We start from the raw sequence: 16886 nt of genomic DNA on the forward strand, positions 1-16886 counted from the left end.
ACGACCTGGCGAAAAAATTGCCTCCGGCGCGGTTGCGTATAGACTCCAAACAGGCTCTTGAGCTCACTTCGTGGATAACAGCATGACCGATCGCCCCTACTCCACTGCCGATTACCGTGAAGCCGCCCGGGCCCTGGCGGCCACCGGCCAGCGCATCTATCAACATGGCTGGTCGCCGGCCACCAGCAGCAACTACTCCGTGCGCCTGAACGCCACCCATGCGGCGATCACCCGCTCCGGAAAGGACAAGGGGCTGCTGCAGGAAACCGATATCATGGCCGTGAACATGGACGGTCAGGCCGCCAGCGACGGCAAGCCATCGGCGGAAACCCTGCTCCATACCCAGCTGTACCGTCGCCATGAAAACGTGGGCGCGGTCCTGCATACCCACAGTCATGCCGGCACCGTGCTGACCATGCACTGGCCCGCCAACAGCATCACCCTGGAAGGCTACGAGCTGCTCAAGGCTCTGGAAGGCTATACCACCCATGACAGCCGGCTGGTGATCCCGGTGTTCGATAACACTCAGGACATCGCCGCCCTCGCCGACCAAGTGGATGCGGCCATGGCAGATAACAGCATCAGCCACGCCTATCTGATCCGCGGCCACGGCCTGTACACCTGGGCAAGCGATTTACCCACCTGTTACCGTCAACTTGAAGCGCTGGAGACCCTGCTCGCCATAGAGCTGGACCGCCGCCGTTTGCAAGGAGTTTGAGCACCATGAGCGAACTGAAAATCTTTCACGACAGCCAGCCGGATACCCTTGAGCAGCATCTGACTGACAAGGCGGCCATGGCCAAGGCACTGGCCGATGCAGGCATTCGCTATGAGCAGTGGCAAGCCACTCAGACCCTGTCCGATAATCCCCAGCAGGACGAAGTGATTGCCGCCTACCAGGCGGACATCGACCGGCTGATCGCCGAGGAAGGCTACCAGACCGTGGACGTGGTCAGCATGGTGCCGGATCACCCGGAGAAAGCCGCTTTCCGGCAGAAGTTTCTGGAAGAGCACCGCCACAGTGAAGACGAAGTGCGCTTCTTCGTGGAAGGCCAGGGCCTGTTCACCCTTCACATCGGCGACAAGGTCTACGAGGTGCTGTGCACCAAGGGCGACCTGATCAGCGTGCCCGCCAACACCCCCCACTGGTTCGACATGGGCCCCAATCCCCGCTTCGTGGCCATTCGCCTGTTCAATAATCCGGACGGCTGGGTGGCCAACTTTACCGGCAGCGATATCGCCCAGCGGTTCAACCGCCTGGAAAACTGAGCCCTCCTCCCGACAGGAATCGCTCCCCGGCCAGCGGCATTAACCTCGCTGGTAACGCCGGGTTTTCGCCAGGGAAGGCTGTTACAGACTATGCATTGTGAAGTTGACCATGATTAAAGCCGTTGTCACCGACATTGAAGGCACCACCAGCAGCATTTCCTTCGTCAAGGAAGTGCTGTTCCCCTATGCCGCCAGACAATTTCCCGCGTTTCTGGAAACACACTGGGACCAACCGGAGATACAGGCTCAGGTACAAGCGGCTGAGCAGGAAAGCGGACAGCGTCTGGACAGCCCGGCCTCTGCCAATGCCCTCTTTCAGCAATGGATCACCGACGACCGCAAAGCCACCCCGCTGAAAGCCCTGCAGGGGATGATCTGGAAGACCGGTTACCAGAATGGTGATTACACCGCCCACCTCTACCCCGATACCGCCCCGGCCCTGCAAGCCTGGAAAGAAAAAGGGCTGGACCTGTATGTGTATTCCTCCGGCTCCATCGCGGCCCAGAAGCTGTTCTTCAGCTACAGCGATGCGGGAGATCTGACAGGCCTGTTCTCCGGTTATTTCGATACCACCTCCGGTCATAAACAGGAAACGGACAGTTACCGCACCATCCAGCAATCCATCGGTTTGCCGGCGGAGCAATTGCTGTTTCTGTCGGATATTGAGGCAGAACTGGATGCGGCCGCTGAAGCGGGATTTCAGACTATCCGGCTGGATCGCGAAGGCAACCAGGGAGAAAGCCGGCATAAGGTAGTGACGTCGTTCGAAGAAATTGCCCTATAGCGAGCCCAACAACGGCACATCGACTCAGTGCACCCTACATGCAACGCCAGACGACAAATTTCTGGTTGCTGCCCAGTACCTCGACCTTGCCAAACAGCTTGCCCAGCAATTTGTGGTAACCCAGATGGCGGTTGCCGATCACTCGTAGTTCTCCGCCAGCGTTCAATGCCTGCTTTGATTGTCTGAACAAGCGCCGCGCCACGTGATCGCCAACCACATGCCCGTCATGGAACGGCGGATTGAGCAGGATCAGATCGAAACGCTCATCATGACCCGCCAGACCATCGCCGAGATAAAACTCGCTGGCGCTCTCCGGGCAATACCGCGCCACGTTGTCACGGGCACTTTGCAGTGCCAGCCAGGATTCATCACAGAACACCAGATGGCTGTCCGGGCATGCCTGCAGCAGCGCCAGCCCGATCACTCCGTTGCCACAGCCAAGATCCGCCACCGTCGCACCAGGTGGCAGATTGTTGGGAAGGTGCGCCAGGAAAAACCGCGCCCCGATATCCAGCTGTTGCTGAGCAAACACCCCGGCGTGCACCGTCAACGGTCCCATGGGGCCTTCCACCTCGGTGGGATACGGCGCGACTGCGAGTCGTTCGCCGGGCGCCAAGGCACTGAACAGGCGGGCCTTTTTCCAGCCCAGTTCCGCCCGGCCGTTGCCCAGATACTGCTGCATCAGCGGCACCAGTTGGCGGGGCAGGTGCTTGTCCATACCTGCCAGCCACACTGGCGTGCCCCGCGCCAGTTGTTCACTGAGCCACTGCAGCTGCCATTCCAGTAACGCCAGTGACTTGGGAACACGCATAATCACCTGATCAGGCGATTCCGGCAGATTATCAAAAGGCCACAGGGGTGCCCCCTGCTCCGGCAGCCCATTCAGATCGCAGTTATGCACCTGCGCCCGGCTCGCGAGGAAAGAATCTCCGCTGCTGATCACCGGCCCGTGCTGCGACGCCGCCAAGGCCAACGCGCCCTGCTGGTCGTTGACCACCAGCGTTGAGGGCCCGGCCGCGCGCGCTTTCAGGGTATTCAACAGGTAGAGATCCGCATTATCCCAGGCTTGCAGGGGCTCATTGTGGCGCAGCGGCCAACGCTGCAGGGTCAATTGGCCCCAGGGGTGCTCAAAGGTTGTCATACCGTCCCCGGTTGTGTCGTTCAGGCGGCGCATTCTGCCTGCCCTGCCCGTCGTTGACCAGAATCTGCGCAAACAGGCCGGCGACGGTTATTTAGGTATGGTATTTTGAAAATTCGCTGCTAGAATGCGCCAGCACAAGATCCGGAATATAGCTCAGCCTGGTAGAGCACTACGTTCGGGACGTAGGGGTCGCAGGTTCGAATCCTGCTATTCCGACCAATTCAGGTCCTTTTCATTGAGGACCTACAAAAAAGGCCGCGAAAGCGGCCTTTTTTGTGTCTGCCCGTAGCACGTTCAGTCCGCCAGTCGAGGGTTCAGTGTATAGCTGACCGTGATACTGGCCTTGTCCAGCACATGCCCCTCGAGGGCTGCCACAATGGCACCGCCGCTCATGTCATCTGCCACTGGCAGCTTGTCCACGTCCAGTGCATAGACAGTAAAGACATAGCGATGGACGATACTGTCGTTCCACGGCGGACAGGGTCCGTCATAACCAAAGTAGTCCCCTTCCATATCCCCATCGCCGGCAAACCAGCTGGTGTAATCATTGAGACCATGTCGCAGCCCCTGGGGGGCAGACGGTCCGGACTTGCCACGCGGGGTGACTCCCTGGCAATGGCTGCCTTCCATGATTTCGCTCTGGTCAGCAGGAATGTCGAACAGGGTCCAGTGATAGAAATCCACACGCGGCAGGTCCGCAGGCACCTCCCGGTCTTCCTGGTTCACATCGTCCCCGGCACTGGGCACATCCGGGTCATGGCAAATTACCGCGAAGGAGCGGGTTCCCGCAGGCTCGCCTTTCCAGGCCAGATGAGGATTAATGTTGCTGGACAAGGCCACATGGTTTTCCGGGTCAATCACCGCAAAGGCAAACTTTTCAGCTATGGGAGCCTGATCGGTGAGACTGTTACTGACTAGCTCCATGGTAAGACTCCTTGGGTCCGGTTTTGCAGAGGCTCCAACCTTGCAGGTGCAGTGCAAGAATTCAAGCCTTCGGCCTCAGTGAATGCTGCGACAAGGGCCGGTAAGTCGGCACTTCACCCTGAATCAACTCACTCTGATACAGACATAATTGGTCTACGGTCAATTGCCAGTCACCGGCTTGTGCCGCAAGGGCCAGCCCCGGCTTCGCCAGGGTAATGTGCGGGCGAAAGGCCCGCTGTTCGCGGTCAATGCCCTGACGGACAAGACAATCCCACAGGGCGTCATGCAACGCCTTGAGTGACCCCGAAGCGGCGGCAGTAAGCGCAAGAAATGGGCCCTGTTCTGCGGGAAAGGGCTCACAGCGATCAAACGTCAGATCAAAGGCCGCAAAGCGGTCGGACAGTGACTGTAATTCTGCGGATAGTCGGGCCACCCCTGCCGGGGTGCACTGCCCCAGAAAGGCCAACGTCAGATGCAGATTGGGTCGAGGGGTGGCCCGCGGCAACCCCAGGGCAAGCTCCTTGCATTCCCGGGCCAGGGGCCCGGTCACCGGTACGCCGACAAAACAGCGCATCAAAAACCTCCTGTCTGATAGGCCAGCCCTGCGGCATGGCTTCAAAACGGTGACGGCGGTAGAATTGCGCCCCCGTTCGCTCAGCCAGTGTCAGCCATCAGCGAACGGCAGCCAATATCGAGGTATCACTATGTCCGGTAAAGTCGGTTTCATCAGCCTGGGTTGCCCCAAGGCCCTGGTGGACTCTGAACGTATTCTGACCCAGCTTCGCACGGAAGGCTACGAGGTCACACCCAGTTACGACGATGCGGATGTGGTGGTAGTCAACACCTGCGGTTTTATCGACGATGCCAAGGCCGAGTCCCTGGAAACCATTGGCGAAGCGCTGAGCGAAAACGGCAAGGTGATTGTCACCGGTTGCATGGGCGTGGAAGAAGACACCATCCGCAAGGTGCACCCCTCGGTGCTGTCCGTCACCGGCCCGCAGCAATACGAGCAGGTGGTTAACGCGGTTCACCAGGTGGTGCCGCCCAGCCAGAACCATGACCCCTTTATGGATCTGGTACCGCCCCAGGGCATCAAGCTGACACCACGACACTATGCCTACCTGAAGATTTCCGAAGGCTGCAATCACAAATGCAGCTTCTGCATCATCCCCAGCATGCGCGGCAAGCTGGATTCGCGCCCCATTGGCGATGTGATGGATGAAGCCGAGCGGCTGGTGAAATCCGGTGTGCAGGAGCTGCTGGTGATCAGCCAGGACACCAGCGCCTATGGGGTGGATCGCAAGTACCAGACCGGTTTCTGGCAGGGCATGCCGGTGAAGACCCGCATGCTGGAGATGTGTCAGGCACTGGGTCAACTGGGTGCCTGGGTGCGCCTGCACTACGTATACCCCTACCCCCATGTGGACGACATCATCCCGATGATGGCCGAAGGCCATATCCTGCCTTATCTGGATATTCCTTTTCAGCACGCCAGCCCCAGTGTTCTCAAGAACATGAAGCGCCCGGCTCATGCCGAGAATACGCTGGAGCGGATCCGTCGCTGGCGGGAAATCTGCCCGGACATCACCCTGCGCAGCACCTTTATCACCGGCTTCCCCGGTGAAACCGATGCGGATTTCGAGATCCTGCTGGACTGGCTGGAAGAAGCCCAGCTGGACCGGGTGGGCTGTTTCACCTATTCCCCGGTGGAAGGCGCCCCGGCCAACGCCCTACCCGACCCGGTGGACCCGGACGTGGCGGAAGAACGCCGCGAGCGATTCATGAACGTGCAGGCCCGCATCAGTGCCGCCAAGCTGCAGAAGAAAATCGGCAGGACCCTGGAAGTGCTGGTGGACGAAGTGGACGAGGAAGGTGCCATTGCCCGCTCCCAGGCGGATGCACCGGAAATTGACGGCCTTGTTTATCTCAACGGGGAAAGTGACCTGAAACCCGGCCAGCGCCTGATGGTGAATATCGAGCACGCTGACGAGCACGACCTGTGGGGCACACCGGTGCCAGCCAGCAAGTGATCGCGTGAGCGACCAGCCTCTCAAGGGCGCCCTGCTACTGGTTCTCGGCGAGGGCCTTCTGGCGGTGATGGCCGCCATGATCAAGCACCTGTCCGATCACCTCGATACCGAGGTGATCGTGTTTGCCCGCAACCTGTTCGGGCTATTGATTCTGATTCCGATCATTGCCTCCCGTGGCGGCTTCGGCCAGTTACGCACCCGCTTCCTTCATCTGCACATGATCCGCGGTTTCACCGGGGTCACTGCCATGTTCTGCTTCTTCTATACCATCGGCCATATTGCCCTGGCAGAAGCGGTGCTGGTGAAGATGACCGTGCCTTTCTTCCTGCCGATCGTCGCCTGGCTGTGGCTACGGGAAGTGATCAGTGTGCGCACCTGGCTGGCCATTATCGGCGGTTTTGCCGGAGTCGCCGTAATCATGGACGTGAGCAGCGGCAACGTGAACCCGGTGATGTGGGTGGCACTGGCTGGTGCTGCCATCATGAGTGTGGCCAAGGTGAGTATCCGGCGCATGGCGGTGTCGGAGCCAGCACAACGGGTAGTCTTCTATTTCGCCCTGTTCGCCACCCTGTTTTCCGCCCTGCCCCTGCCCTGGGCCAGCACCTTGCCTGTTGGCACGGATTATCTGTGGCTGTTCGGCATCGGCCTGGTGGCCACCGGCGGGCAATATGCCATGACCACCGCCTATCAAATCGCCCGCCCGGGCCAGGTGGGCGTCTACAACTATTCCTCCGTCGTCTGGGCCGCTCTGCTCGGCTGGATGTTCTGGGGCGAAACCCTGGTCCTTACCACTCTCATTGGCACCCTGCTTATCGTCGCCGCTGGTGTCTGGAATCTGAAGAGCCGATAGGATCTCTGCAAGCTTCGCCACAAGAGGATCAAAGATCCATTGGATATTGGCCCGCAGGGAAGGACACGAGGCGACAAAATCCCCTATGCTCGTCGGTCGGCAAAACAACAAACAGGATTCATTCATGCATTCATTGAAACTCAGCCTGCTGTTGATCAGCACGATCATCCTTTCCGGCTGCGACGGACTGGCAAAATGGGCCTATGAAACCGGCCTGGGTCTGGAAAAAAGCCGTGCCGGCCTGACAGATCAGACCGTAGAGACCGCTGATGGCATTCAATGGCACCTGCTGCGCAGTGAAGGCCAGCTGGACAAACCGGTGGTGCTGTTGATCCACGGCTTTGGCGCCGATTCCAGTAACTGGGTGCGCTTCGTCAACGAGCTGGAAGGCGATTTCCATTTTGTGGTGCCGGACCTGCCGGGCCACGGCGAAACCACCCGTAATACCGAACTGGACTACACCATGGCGTCCCAGGCCCAGCGTCTGGTTACCCTGATGGATACCCTGGAGATTCCCGCCTATCACGTGGCCGGCAATTCCATGGGCGGTGCGATCACCCTGGCTCTGGCGCAAGCAGCACCAGAGAAGGTGCTTTCCATGGGACTGGTGGATTCCGCCGGGCTTACCCGCCAAACCGAAGACTTCAAGGCCATCCTGGCTACCAGCGACAGCAACCCCTTGATTCCTCGCAGCCCGGAACAGTTCCACACCACACTCAAGTGGGCCATGGAAGACGCTCCTTACATTCCGGAATTTTTCATCGACATCATGGGTGCCAAGAAAGCCGAGAATGCCCCGGTGGCGGACAAGATCTGGGAAGATATGGACACCGATCCGGGCATGAGCCTGGAAGGTACCGGCAAACTGGCCGATCTGAATCAGCCGGCGCTGGTCCTGTGGGGCCGGGAGGATCGCCTGCTCGGGGTGGACAATGTGGAGGTTTTTCTTGAGGAGCTGCCCCACTCTCGGGCGGTGATTCTCGATGGCATCGGCCATGTCCCCATGGCTGAAGCGCCCACCAAGAGCGCCGACGCCTTCCGGGTGTTCTGGCGAGAAGCCCAGGTGGATTCCTGATCTGACAGGACAGGGCTACGTTGACTGGACCTGCCGCTGCTCCGGCGGTGTCCAGTCAAACGGCACCTGGTAACTCATCAGGAAGCCGCCCAGCGTGATCAATACCCGAGAGATGCCGATATAGGAATCCGGGATGGAAATACGCTCTTCGCGAAAGCGCTGCATCAATTCCCCCATGGCGGCCACCGGTCCCTGCTGATTGACCTTGTCAGTCAACACATAGAGCGCCAGCTCCCGCAACGTTTCCGGGCTGCCACCCTTGAAACCGGCCTGAACAAACAGTTCGCCGATATCCACGTCCCCTTCAAAGCCCATCAGGCCATACAGCAACCGTGAATAGCGGCGAACCTCGTCCGGGGTCAGCACGCCGATGGCACCGAAGTCCAGAATCACCACCTGGCCCTGGTCGTTGACCAGGAAATTGCCCGGGTGCGGATCCGCCTGGTAGACCCCGAAACGGGTGACTTGCTGCAGGTAGCTGGTTAACAGTACCGAGAGCAGGTCCCTGGCCTGTTCCGGATTCGCATCCAGATGGTTACGCAGCCTTGAGCCATGTTCCCAACTGGTCACCAGAATGCGTTCACTGCACAGGCCATCAATCAGGTCAGGAATACGGATACGGGGATGATGGGGCTGGCGGGCAAAACGTCGAGTATTGGCCGCCTCGTTGCGGAAATCCAGCTCCATGGCGGTCATGCTCAACAGCTGCTCAACGGCCTGCTTCAGATCAAATTCCCGCAACCGGGGTGCAGCAATCGCCGCCAGAATCTGAAACACCTTGGCATCCTGCTCAAACAGTGACTTTACCCCGGGTAGGCGCACTTTCACCGCCACATCGGTGCCGTCCTCAAGGCGCGCTCGATGTACCTGGGCAATGGATGCCACCGCGATCGGTGTCTCGTCAATCCAGCGGAATTGATCTCGCCAGTCAACACCCCAGGATTTCTTCAGCGCCGTTTCAATGCGGGAAAAAGGGACCGGCGCCGCATCGTTCTGCAGTTGCTGAAATGCTTCAATGTATTCCTGTGGCAGCACGTCCGGCCGACAACTGAAGAACTGGGCCGCCTTGACCCAGAAAGCGCCATTGCGACGACACAAGGCTGCGAGAATGTTGGCGCCACGGCAATGACGTTGGTGACGGTCTTCCTTGCCGACTCCTCCGGCATATATCGCCGCCACCCGAGCCATGGCTGTCAGGGCGCGTAAATATCGGGACCGCCCCGCGGCAAGGCCGCTGACACCAGCAATACTTTCTCTAATCATCAGGTTTTCGTCATTATAGTTATTCACCCAAGGCAGTCAGCCTACAGCATGTCTTGTAGAGATACGGCTTGAATCCCGCTGAGCTTGACCGTAATGTTTCTGGCTTTGCCGCTGGTGAGCGATTATGTCAGGAACAGTTATACGCGCTGGAGAGCCGCATACCATTCGCACTCGCGGCATCACCCTGCTGCGTTCCGGCCACCGGGAAATCCGTCGCCTGAAACGTGCCAACCACACCCCCTCCATTCATGGCAACAAGGTCTGGAACTCCAGCTTCCTGATCATGGACCACCTGACCCGCCGAAAAGTGTCCGCCGATGAACATATGATGGATATCGGCTGCGGCTGGGGGCCCCTCTCCATCTTTGCGGCCAAGCGTTTTGGGTGTCGGGTCACCGCCGTGGATGCCGACCCGGATGTGTTTCCTTATCTCGACCTGCACGCACAGATCAACAAGGTCCAGATCACCCAGCAACAGGACCGCTTCGAGAAACTGACCCAAAAGCGGTTGGCCGACGTGGACATTATTGCCGGCGCCGACATCTGCTTCTGGGACGAGCTGACCCCGGTGCTCTTCAACCTGATACGCCGGGGACTGCGCAGCGGGGTCAAACAGGTGATCATTGCTGACCCGGGCCGCTCACCATTCTATGCCTTGGCGGAAAAATGCGAGAATGCCGGGATGGATGCCCGTGTCGTGGAGCGCCGGACAAAAACCCCGAAAACCCTGAGTGCGGATCTGTTGATCATCAACAATTGATTTTTCGCCCGTCGCCACCATGTTGTTTCCACGCTGAATGGAAGTGACAACACTATGAGCCAAGACGATACCAATACTGTTGAGCAATCCTCGGGCAGCCTGGCGTTGCCCGACCAGCTGAAACCCCAGCGTATCTACCTGATCCCCGTGCAACACCGCCCCTTTATGCCCGGGCTGGTGCAACCGGTGATGCTGGACAAGGAGCGCTGGCAGGCGACCCTGGAACGGGTCAGCCAGACGCCGCATCAGTCTTTGGGCCTGGTCTATGTGGGCGACAACGACCCGGACTCGGTGACCCACGAGGATTTCCCGGAATACGGCTGTCTGGTCAAGGTTCACGCCCTCAATGAAGAAAACGACCAGTTCCAGATGGTGGCCCAGGGCACCACACGGTTCCGTATTGAAAACTGGCTGAGCCGCAAGCGCCCCTTCATGACCGAGGTCAGCTATCCGGAATCCCGTGCCGAAGCGGATGAAACCATCCGCGCCTTTGGCATGGCCATTATCAACACCATCCGCGAACTGCTGCCGCTGAACCCGCTCTACAACGAGGGACTGCGCCACTATCTGCAGAATTTTTCCCCCAGCGACCCCTCACCGCTCACCGACTTCGCGGCGGCACTCACCAGCGCCAACGGCTCGGAGCTGCAGGCCATCCTGGAAACCGTGCCGCTGAAAGCGCGCATGGAAAAAGTGCTCACCCTGGTCAAGAAAGAGCTGGAAGTGGCCCGGCTGCAAAGCCAGATTTCCGAAGAGGTTAACGAAAAGGTCAGCCAGCACCAGCGCGAGTTCTTCCTTCGCGAGCAGCTCAAGATCATCCAGCGGGAACTGGGCCTGAGCAAGGACGACAAGACCGCCGAAGCGGAGGAATTCCGTGAGCGGATGCGTGCTCTGGCACCACCGGAATCCGTAAAGAAGCGCTTTGACGATGAACTGCAGAAACTGTCCGTGCTGGAAACCGGCTCACCGGAATATGGCGTCACCCGTAACTACCTGGACTGGCTCACCAATGTCCCCTGGGGCCAGTACAGCGACGACAATCTGGACCTGCAACACGCCCGGGAAATACTTGAAGCTCACCACAGCGGCCTGGATGATGTGAAGGATCGGATAGTGGAATTCCTGGCCGTAGGCGCACTGCGCGGTGAGGTCAAAGGCTCCATTATCCTGCTGGTGGGGCCACCCGGTGTGGGCAAGACCAGTATCGGAAAATCCGTCGCCGATGCCCTGGGTCGCAAGTTCTACCGTTTCAGCCTGGGTGGCATGCGGGATGAAGCGGAAATCAAGGGTCATCGTCGCACCTACATCGGAGCCATGCCAGGCAAACTGGTGCAGGCACTCAAGGAAGCCGGCACCGCGAATCCGGTGATCATGCTCGACGAGGTGGACAAGCTGGGCCAGTCCTTTCAGGGTGACCCGGCCTCAGCATTGCTGGAAGTGCTGGACCCGGAACAGAACCAGGATTTCCTGGACCACTACCTGGACGAACGGTTAGACCTGAGCCATGCCTTGTTCATCTGCACCGCCAACACGCTGGATAGCATCCCCGGCCCCTTGCTGGACCGCATGGAAATCATTCGCCTGTCCGGTTATATCACCGAAGAAAAAGTGCAGATCGCACGCCAGCACCTGTGGCCCCGAGCCCTTGAGCGGGCTGGGGTGAAGCCAAGCCAGCTGCGCATCAGCGACAGTGCCTTGCGCCAGATCGTGGAAGGCTATGCCCGCGAGGCCGGGGTCCGTAACCTGGAAAAACAGCTCAACAAGATCATCCGCAAGGCCGCGGTCAAATTGCTGGCCGGGGACAAGAAACTGAGTATCTCCGGCAAGAACCTGGCGGATTTCCTGGGCCAGCCCTACTTCCAGACCGAGAAGACCCAGCGCGGTGTGGGCGTGGTCACCGGCCTGGCCTGGACCGCCATGGGAGGAGCCACGCTATCAGTAGAAGCGAGCCAGGTGCACAGCAAACAACGAGGCTTCAAACTCACTGGTCAGTTGGGCGATGTGATGAAGGAATCCGCGGAGATTGCCTACAGTTATGTGGCCAGTCACCTGAAGGATTACGGTCTCAGCGAGGAACGACTGGATGAGGCCTTTCTCCATCTCCATGTACCGGAAGGAGCGACGCCCAAGGACGGACCCAGTGCCGGCATCACCATGGCCAGCGCCCTGCTGTCGCTGCTCCTGAAAAAACGTCTACCCCGCAAAGTAGCCATGACCGGCGAGCTGACCCTTACCGGCCAGGTGCTGGCAGTAGGCGGCATCCGCGAAAAGGTCATCGCGGCCCGGCGGGTGGGAATTCGTGAGGTGATTCTGCCGGAAGCCTGTCAGCGGGATTTCGATGAACTGCCGGATTACCTGAAAGACGGACTCACTGTGCATTTTGCCAAGCAGTATGACGATGTCTTTGCGATTCTCTGGGGAAAATAAGTGGCGAGAAGCGAGTGATGCGTAGCGAAAGGCAAAACCAGGCCAGTGTTTCGACACGCGACACCTGCGAGTCTCAACGGCGAATTGCCCCGTGAATTCCCCCGCCGACAAACCCTACTATATCGTGCCCACCTGCCATGAGCGGGTGGGCACGATATACCGGGATGATCACATCCTGCTGATCAACAAACCTGCCTACCTGCTCAGTGTGCCGGGGCGTGCCCCGGAAAATCAGGATTGCGCCGTTCGTCGGCTGGCACGCAAGGACCCGAATATACGGCTGGTGCACCGACTGGATCTGGATACCTCCGGCATCATGGTGTTCGCCCTCACCCGCCAGGCGCAGAGCCAGCTCAGTCGGTTGTTCCAGCAACGTACTGTGAAGAAACGCTATCAGGCAGTGGTACATGGTCTGGTCGAAAAGGAGAGTGGCAGCATCGAGTTGCCATTAATCGCGGACTGGCCCAACCGGCCACTGCAGAAGGTCTGTTACGACACAGGAAAATCGGCCCTTACCCATTATCAGGTGCTGGAACGGGACGAGATCCGCAACCGCACCCGGCTGGCGTTAAGCCCGGTCACCGGCCGCAGCCATCAACTACGGATTCACTGCCGGGAGCTGGGCCACCCCATCATCGGTTGCGACATGTATGCACCGCCGGAAATAGAGGCATTAAGCCCGAGATTACTGCTGCACGCGGAATGGCTGGCCTTCAACCACCCGATAACCGGGCTCTGGCAGGAATTCACCTCACCCTGCCCGTTCTGAGGCCGGCTTCGCACCTCAAGCGGTTCTCCTACAGATGGCCGCTAATCCAGGTTTTAAGCTATTAACTATTCACTGTTAACTATTAACTGCCTCTTCAGTCCCAATCGTCGCCGTAGTCGTGCAGCAGCTCTTCCCCGGCCTTGATGGACTTCAGCGCCACCACAGTCAGGTCGTCGTAATAAGCGACATTGGGTTTCTTGCCGTGGTTGATGAAACGCAGGTCGCAGAGTACCCGGTAGCGCTCTTTACCCTCGTCATCCAGCGATAACACATAGGGACCCTCTTTTTTGGCAGCCTTGGTTTTGCAAAGCCCCAACTCGGTCCCTTTCTTGATCGGCTGGCTGGCAAACAGACCTCGACCGTGGACAGTACTGTGGCGCACTTCCAGTAAATCGTCTCGCAGATAGGGTTTTGACATTTTTTCGCACTTTACGTTAATGACACAGCCATGGCATCTTGCCAGAAAAGCAGTAACAGTTGAAAAAATCGATGCAAGGGATGCATGTCATGGGTTTTGCGGATTTTCCGTTTGAGTCGCGTTACGTCACACTGAATGGCCACCGCCTGCATTACATTGATGAAGGCGAAGGACCGGTACTGCTGTTCATCCATGGCAACCCCACTTCCAGTTATCTGTGGCGCAATGTAATAAAGCCGCTTCGCGGTCAGTATCGCTGCATCGCCCTGGACTTGATCGGCTTCGGCAGCAGTGACCAACCCGATATCGATTACCGTTTCCTGACCCATTACCGCTACCTGGAAGACTTTGTTGCCGCGCTGGCACTCTCCGACATTACCCTGGTACTCCACGACTGGGGTGGCCCACTGGGCTTTCGGCTGGCGCAACAGCAGCCGAACACTGTCAGCCGCCTGTGTTTTATGGAAACCTTCCCGTTCACCTTTGACTGGGATGAGTTCCCCCTGCCCCTGCGGCCCCTGTTCTTTGCCTTCCGGCAGGAACGGCTGGGGCGTTTTCTGATCATCAACCGTAATCTGTTTGTCAGGATGGTGCTGCCTTTCGGCGTCATCCGTCACTTGCCCCGCAGCGTCAGGCGCATCTACCAGAGGCCTTTTCGCCAGCGAGAGTCCCGCTACCCGGTGTATGTCTGGCCCAACCAGCTACCGATCAACGATCGCAAGGATGAGACCTGGCGGGCCATCGAGGACATCGAGAAGGGGCTGGGCAGCATGCCCCAGCCCATGCTGTTGTTGCGGTTTCGACCGGGGGCCGTGCTCGGCCCGGCGCGCATCCGCTGGCTGCTGGAACAGATTCCCAACCTGGATATTTCCGATTGCGGTCGCGGGCTGCACTATGTGCAGGAAGACAACCCGCAAGCCATCGCCGATGCTATCCAGCACTGGCTACATCCCCTGACGATGGAAACGACGACAGAACAAGCGACCACACCTGCAGGCCCTCGCCTCCATGAGTCAGACAGTTATGCGGGGCAACTGACCTGGTACTACGGTGAAAGCCGCTATGGCAAGGCCCTTGTTGCTGAATCCACTCACGGTCTGATCCATTTCGATTTCTGCGACGACAAGGACCAGGCTCTGGCCAGGCTGCAACAACGCTTTCCTGACACCAGCCTCACCGAACAACCCACCCCCACCCTACTCGCTACCCTGGACCATCCCGACTCCGCGCCAACCCCGTTACATCTTTGCGGTACGCCGTTCCAGCGACAGGTGTGGCAAGCACTGCTAGGCATTCCCTCCGGCAGCACACGGCACTATGGTGATATTGCCAAGCAGCTGGGCAGCCAGGCCCGGGCCGTAGGTCAGGCAGTGGGCAAGAACCGCCTGGCGATCCTGGTACCCTGCCACCGGGTCACCCGCGCCGATGGCGGGCCGGGCGGGTTCTATTGGGGAACAACACTGAAGCAGCAGTTGCTGGATCAGGAGCGCACGACTAAAGGACATGCCCCATGAGCATCCTGCACACCGGCAAAGACCTGCTCCGTATGAATGAGCTGGCCACCATTCTGTTCAAATATGGCTTTGCCGATGTGATTCGTCGCCTCGGGCTTTCCACACCGGCTGAGCACGCCGGTAAGCTGGTGCGCAGTTCCATGCGCCCTGACATGCTGCGCATGGGCACCGCCGAACGGCTGCGTCATGCCATGGAGGAGATGGGCCCCACCTTCGTGAAACTCGCGCAGGTACTGGCCACCCGGGTAGACCTGTTTCCTCTCGACTGGATTGCCGAATTCGAGAAGCTTCAGGATCAGGCTACCGCTATCCCCTATGAGGAGCTGGTGCCACACATCGAAGCGGTCCTGGGCAAACCCCTGGAAACCGCCTTTGCCCGTATCGATCCCCAGCCCATCGGCGTCGCTTCCATCGGTCAAGTGCACAGCGGTCTTACCCGTCGCGGCCAAAAAGTGGTGCTGAAAATCCAGAAACCGGGCATTCGTGCCAAAATCGAATCCGACCTGCGACTGCTGGATCAGCTCGCCAAACTGGCGGCTGACAATTCCGTTGAGCTTCGCCGATACCGACCTGTGGAACTGGTCCGTGAGTTCAAACGCTCCCTGACCCGGGAGCTGGATTTCACCATCGAAGCCCGCAACGCCGACCGTATCCGCCGGAACATGCGCACCCTGAAATGGCTTACCGTACCCAAGGTTTACTGGGAACTATCATCACAAACCCTGCAGGTTCAGGAGCATATTGAGGGGATTCCTGCCCGCGCCACGGACAAACTGGATGCTCAAGGTTTTGACCGGGTACTGATTGCCCGGCGCGGCGCCCTGGCGGCCTGGAAAATGGCCCTGGAAGACGGCTTCTTTCACGCCGACCCGCACCCGGGCAACTTCATCATCCAGAACAACAACCGCATTGCCATGCTGGATTTCGGCATGGTCGGCAAACTCAGCCATAGCCGCCGCGAGCAGATCCTGCAGATTACCCGCTCGGTGGTATTACGTGAGGCAGAACAATGTGCGGCGGTATTGTCCAACTGGTCCGACGGGCAACCGGTACGGTTCGATCAGCTGGTATCGGATGTGGAAGACGTAATCAGCCAGTACCACGGTATTTCGCTTTCGCAACTGGATATCAGTGCCCTGCTTACCGATATCACCGCCCTGGTACGTAACCACAACCTGGTATTGCCCAGCGATATTGCCCTGTTCATCAAGGCCATCATCACGCTGGAAGGCTTCGGGCGCCTGCTCAACCCGGATTTCGATCTGATGACCGAGGCGGAACCTCTGCTCAAACGCATGGTCCGTAATCGCTACTCTCCGGTGCGCCTGGCCAAGAGCCTTAGCCTGCGTGCTCTGGATGTGGTGGATAAGGTCTACGCCCCGCCTCACACCAGCAACCTGCCACCGCAACAGGATGGCAGCATTGACCCGCGCCATCTGGAAAGACTGGTGGCGCGACTGGAGCGTGGTCAGTATCGACAGGTGCAGGCCCTGTTGGTGGCTTCCGGTTTTATCGGCGGCTCATTGATGCTGGCCGGCCGCGTACCCCCTGCACCATGGGAAATTTCCCTGTTTGGCCTTATCATCTTCCTCGGAAGTGCTGGCTGGGCAAGCTGGCTTATGTTTGTGTCCCGCCGTTTTCTGCGGGAATGGGAGTAATGAA

Annotated in this window: 16 protein-coding genes and 1 tRNA gene; 12 read left to right on the forward strand and 5 right to left on the reverse strand. The window is 58.9% G+C overall.

Annotated elements, in window-relative coordinates:
• Positions 1 to 82: 82 nt before the first annotated feature.
• The 3 genes from KZ772_RS03770 to mtnC all read left to right on the forward strand — a co-directional run bounded on the left by KZ772_RS03770 (position 83) and on the right by mtnC (position 2053).
• Positions 83 to 718, forward strand: coding sequence for a methylthioribulose 1-phosphate dehydratase (locus KZ772_RS03770; RefSeq protein ID WP_290538526.1), 636 nt, complete (start codon positions 83 to 85; stop codon positions 716 to 718).
• A gap of 5 nt (positions 719 to 723) precedes the next feature.
• Positions 724 to 1269 carry a cupin domain-containing protein gene (locus KZ772_RS03775; protein WP_290538527.1) on the forward strand — a complete coding sequence of 182 codons (546 nt, stop codon included), beginning with the start codon at positions 724 to 726 and terminating at the stop codon, positions 1267 to 1269.
• A gap of 109 nt (positions 1270 to 1378) precedes the next feature.
• Complete coding sequence (gene mtnC / locus KZ772_RS03780; protein ID WP_290538528.1) at positions 1379 to 2053, forward strand: acireductone synthase; 675 nt, start codon at positions 1379 to 1381, stop codon at positions 2051 to 2053.
• A 34-nt stretch (positions 2054 to 2087) separates the two neighbouring features.
• Here the strand turns inward: mtnC and KZ772_RS03785 are convergent, their stop codons facing one another.
• Positions 2088 to 3194, reverse strand: coding sequence for a methyltransferase (locus KZ772_RS03785; protein ID WP_290538529.1), 1107 nt, complete (start codon positions 3192 to 3194; stop codon positions 2088 to 2090).
• Between the two features lie 142 nt (positions 3195 to 3336).
• On the opposite strand from KZ772_RS03785, the gene KZ772_RS03790 reads away from it, so the two are divergent.
• Positions 3337 to 3413 (forward strand) — tRNA-Pro (locus KZ772_RS03790).
• Positions 3414 to 3488: 75 nt separating this feature from the next.
• On the opposite strand, the gene KZ772_RS03795 is transcribed toward KZ772_RS03790, so the two are convergent.
• Both KZ772_RS03795 and thpR read right to left on the reverse strand, forming a co-directional pair.
• On the reverse strand, positions 3489 to 4118 hold the full coding sequence (locus tag KZ772_RS03795) for a YbhB/YbcL family Raf kinase inhibitor-like protein (protein WP_290538530.1): 630 nt from the start codon (positions 4116 to 4118) through the stop codon (positions 3489 to 3491).
• A 61-nt stretch (positions 4119 to 4179) separates the two neighbouring features.
• Positions 4180 to 4692: an RNA 2',3'-cyclic phosphodiesterase gene (gene thpR, locus KZ772_RS03800; RefSeq protein WP_290538531.1), complete on the reverse strand. Its 513-nt coding sequence runs from the start codon at positions 4690 to 4692 to the stop codon at positions 4180 to 4182.
• Positions 4693 to 4822: 130 nt separating this feature from the next.
• On the opposite strand from thpR, the gene rimO reads away from it, so the two are divergent.
• The 3 genes from rimO to KZ772_RS03815 all read left to right on the forward strand — a co-directional run bounded on the left by rimO (position 4823) and on the right by KZ772_RS03815 (position 8073).
• Entirely contained in the window at positions 4823 to 6148 is a 1326-nt protein-coding gene (gene rimO, locus KZ772_RS03805; protein ID WP_290538532.1) for a 30S ribosomal protein S12 methylthiotransferase RimO, read from the forward strand.
• Between the two features lie 4 nt (positions 6149 to 6152).
• The gene (locus tag KZ772_RS03810) at positions 6153 to 6998 is read left to right on the forward strand and encodes an EamA family transporter (protein ID WP_290538533.1); all 846 of its coding nucleotides are present in this window, start codon (positions 6153 to 6155) and stop codon (positions 6996 to 6998) included.
• A 124-nt stretch (positions 6999 to 7122) separates the two neighbouring features.
• Positions 7123 to 8073: an alpha/beta fold hydrolase gene (locus KZ772_RS03815; RefSeq protein ID WP_290538534.1), complete on the forward strand. Its 951-nt coding sequence runs from the start codon at positions 7123 to 7125 to the stop codon at positions 8071 to 8073.
• A 15-nt stretch (positions 8074 to 8088) separates the two neighbouring features.
• Here KZ772_RS03815 and KZ772_RS03820 read toward each other — a convergent pair whose 3' ends face one another.
• Positions 8089 to 9336 carry an AarF/ABC1/UbiB kinase family protein gene (locus KZ772_RS03820; RefSeq protein ID WP_290538535.1) on the reverse strand — a complete coding sequence of 416 codons (1248 nt, stop codon included), beginning with the start codon at positions 9334 to 9336 and terminating at the stop codon, positions 8089 to 8091.
• Positions 9337 to 9460: 124 nt separating this feature from the next.
• Between KZ772_RS03820 and KZ772_RS03825 the strand changes: the two genes are divergently transcribed.
• The 3 genes from KZ772_RS03825 (at position 9461) to KZ772_RS03835 (ending at position 13292) form a co-directional block, all read left to right on the forward strand.
• The gene (locus KZ772_RS03825; RefSeq protein WP_290538536.1) at positions 9461 to 10096 is read left to right on the forward strand and encodes a methyltransferase domain-containing protein; all 636 of its coding nucleotides are present in this window, start codon (positions 9461 to 9463) and stop codon (positions 10094 to 10096) included.
• Positions 10097 to 10150: 54 nt separating this feature from the next.
• Positions 10151 to 12523 (forward strand): endopeptidase La, encoded by a 2373-nt coding sequence (gene lon, locus KZ772_RS03830; protein WP_290538537.1) that lies wholly within the window; start codon positions 10151 to 10153, stop codon positions 12521 to 12523.
• 91 nt (positions 12524 to 12614) lie between these two features.
• Positions 12615 to 13292 carry a pseudouridine synthase gene (locus KZ772_RS03835; RefSeq protein ID WP_365870784.1) on the forward strand — a complete coding sequence of 226 codons (678 nt, stop codon included), beginning with the start codon at positions 12615 to 12617 and terminating at the stop codon, positions 13290 to 13292.
• 94 nt (positions 13293 to 13386) lie between these two features.
• On the opposite strand, the gene KZ772_RS03840 is transcribed toward KZ772_RS03835, so the two are convergent.
• Positions 13387 to 13710, reverse strand: a complete 324-nt coding sequence (locus KZ772_RS03840; RefSeq protein WP_290538538.1) for an SET domain-containing protein — start codon at positions 13708 to 13710, stop codon at positions 13387 to 13389.
• 89 nt (positions 13711 to 13799) lie between these two features.
• Between KZ772_RS03840 and KZ772_RS03845 the strand changes: the two genes are divergently transcribed.
• Together KZ772_RS03845 and KZ772_RS03850 are read left to right on the forward strand one after the other, a co-directional pair.
• The gene (locus KZ772_RS03845; protein WP_290538539.1) at positions 13800 to 15224 is read left to right on the forward strand and encodes a haloalkane dehalogenase; all 1425 of its coding nucleotides are present in this window, start codon (positions 13800 to 13802) and stop codon (positions 15222 to 15224) included.
• Positions 15221 to 16882, forward strand: coding sequence for an AarF/UbiB family protein (locus tag KZ772_RS03850; RefSeq protein WP_290538540.1), 1662 nt, complete (start codon positions 15221 to 15223; stop codon positions 16880 to 16882). Before KZ772_RS03845 ends, KZ772_RS03850 begins: the two co-directional genes overlap by 4 nt.
• Positions 16883 to 16886 lie beyond the last annotated feature (4 nt).

Origin of the sequence: Alcanivorax sp., assembly GCF_019431375.1 — a bacterium.
In the GTDB taxonomy this organism is placed as follows: Bacteria; Pseudomonadota; Gammaproteobacteria; order Pseudomonadales; family Alcanivoracaceae; genus Alcanivorax; species Alcanivorax jadensis_A.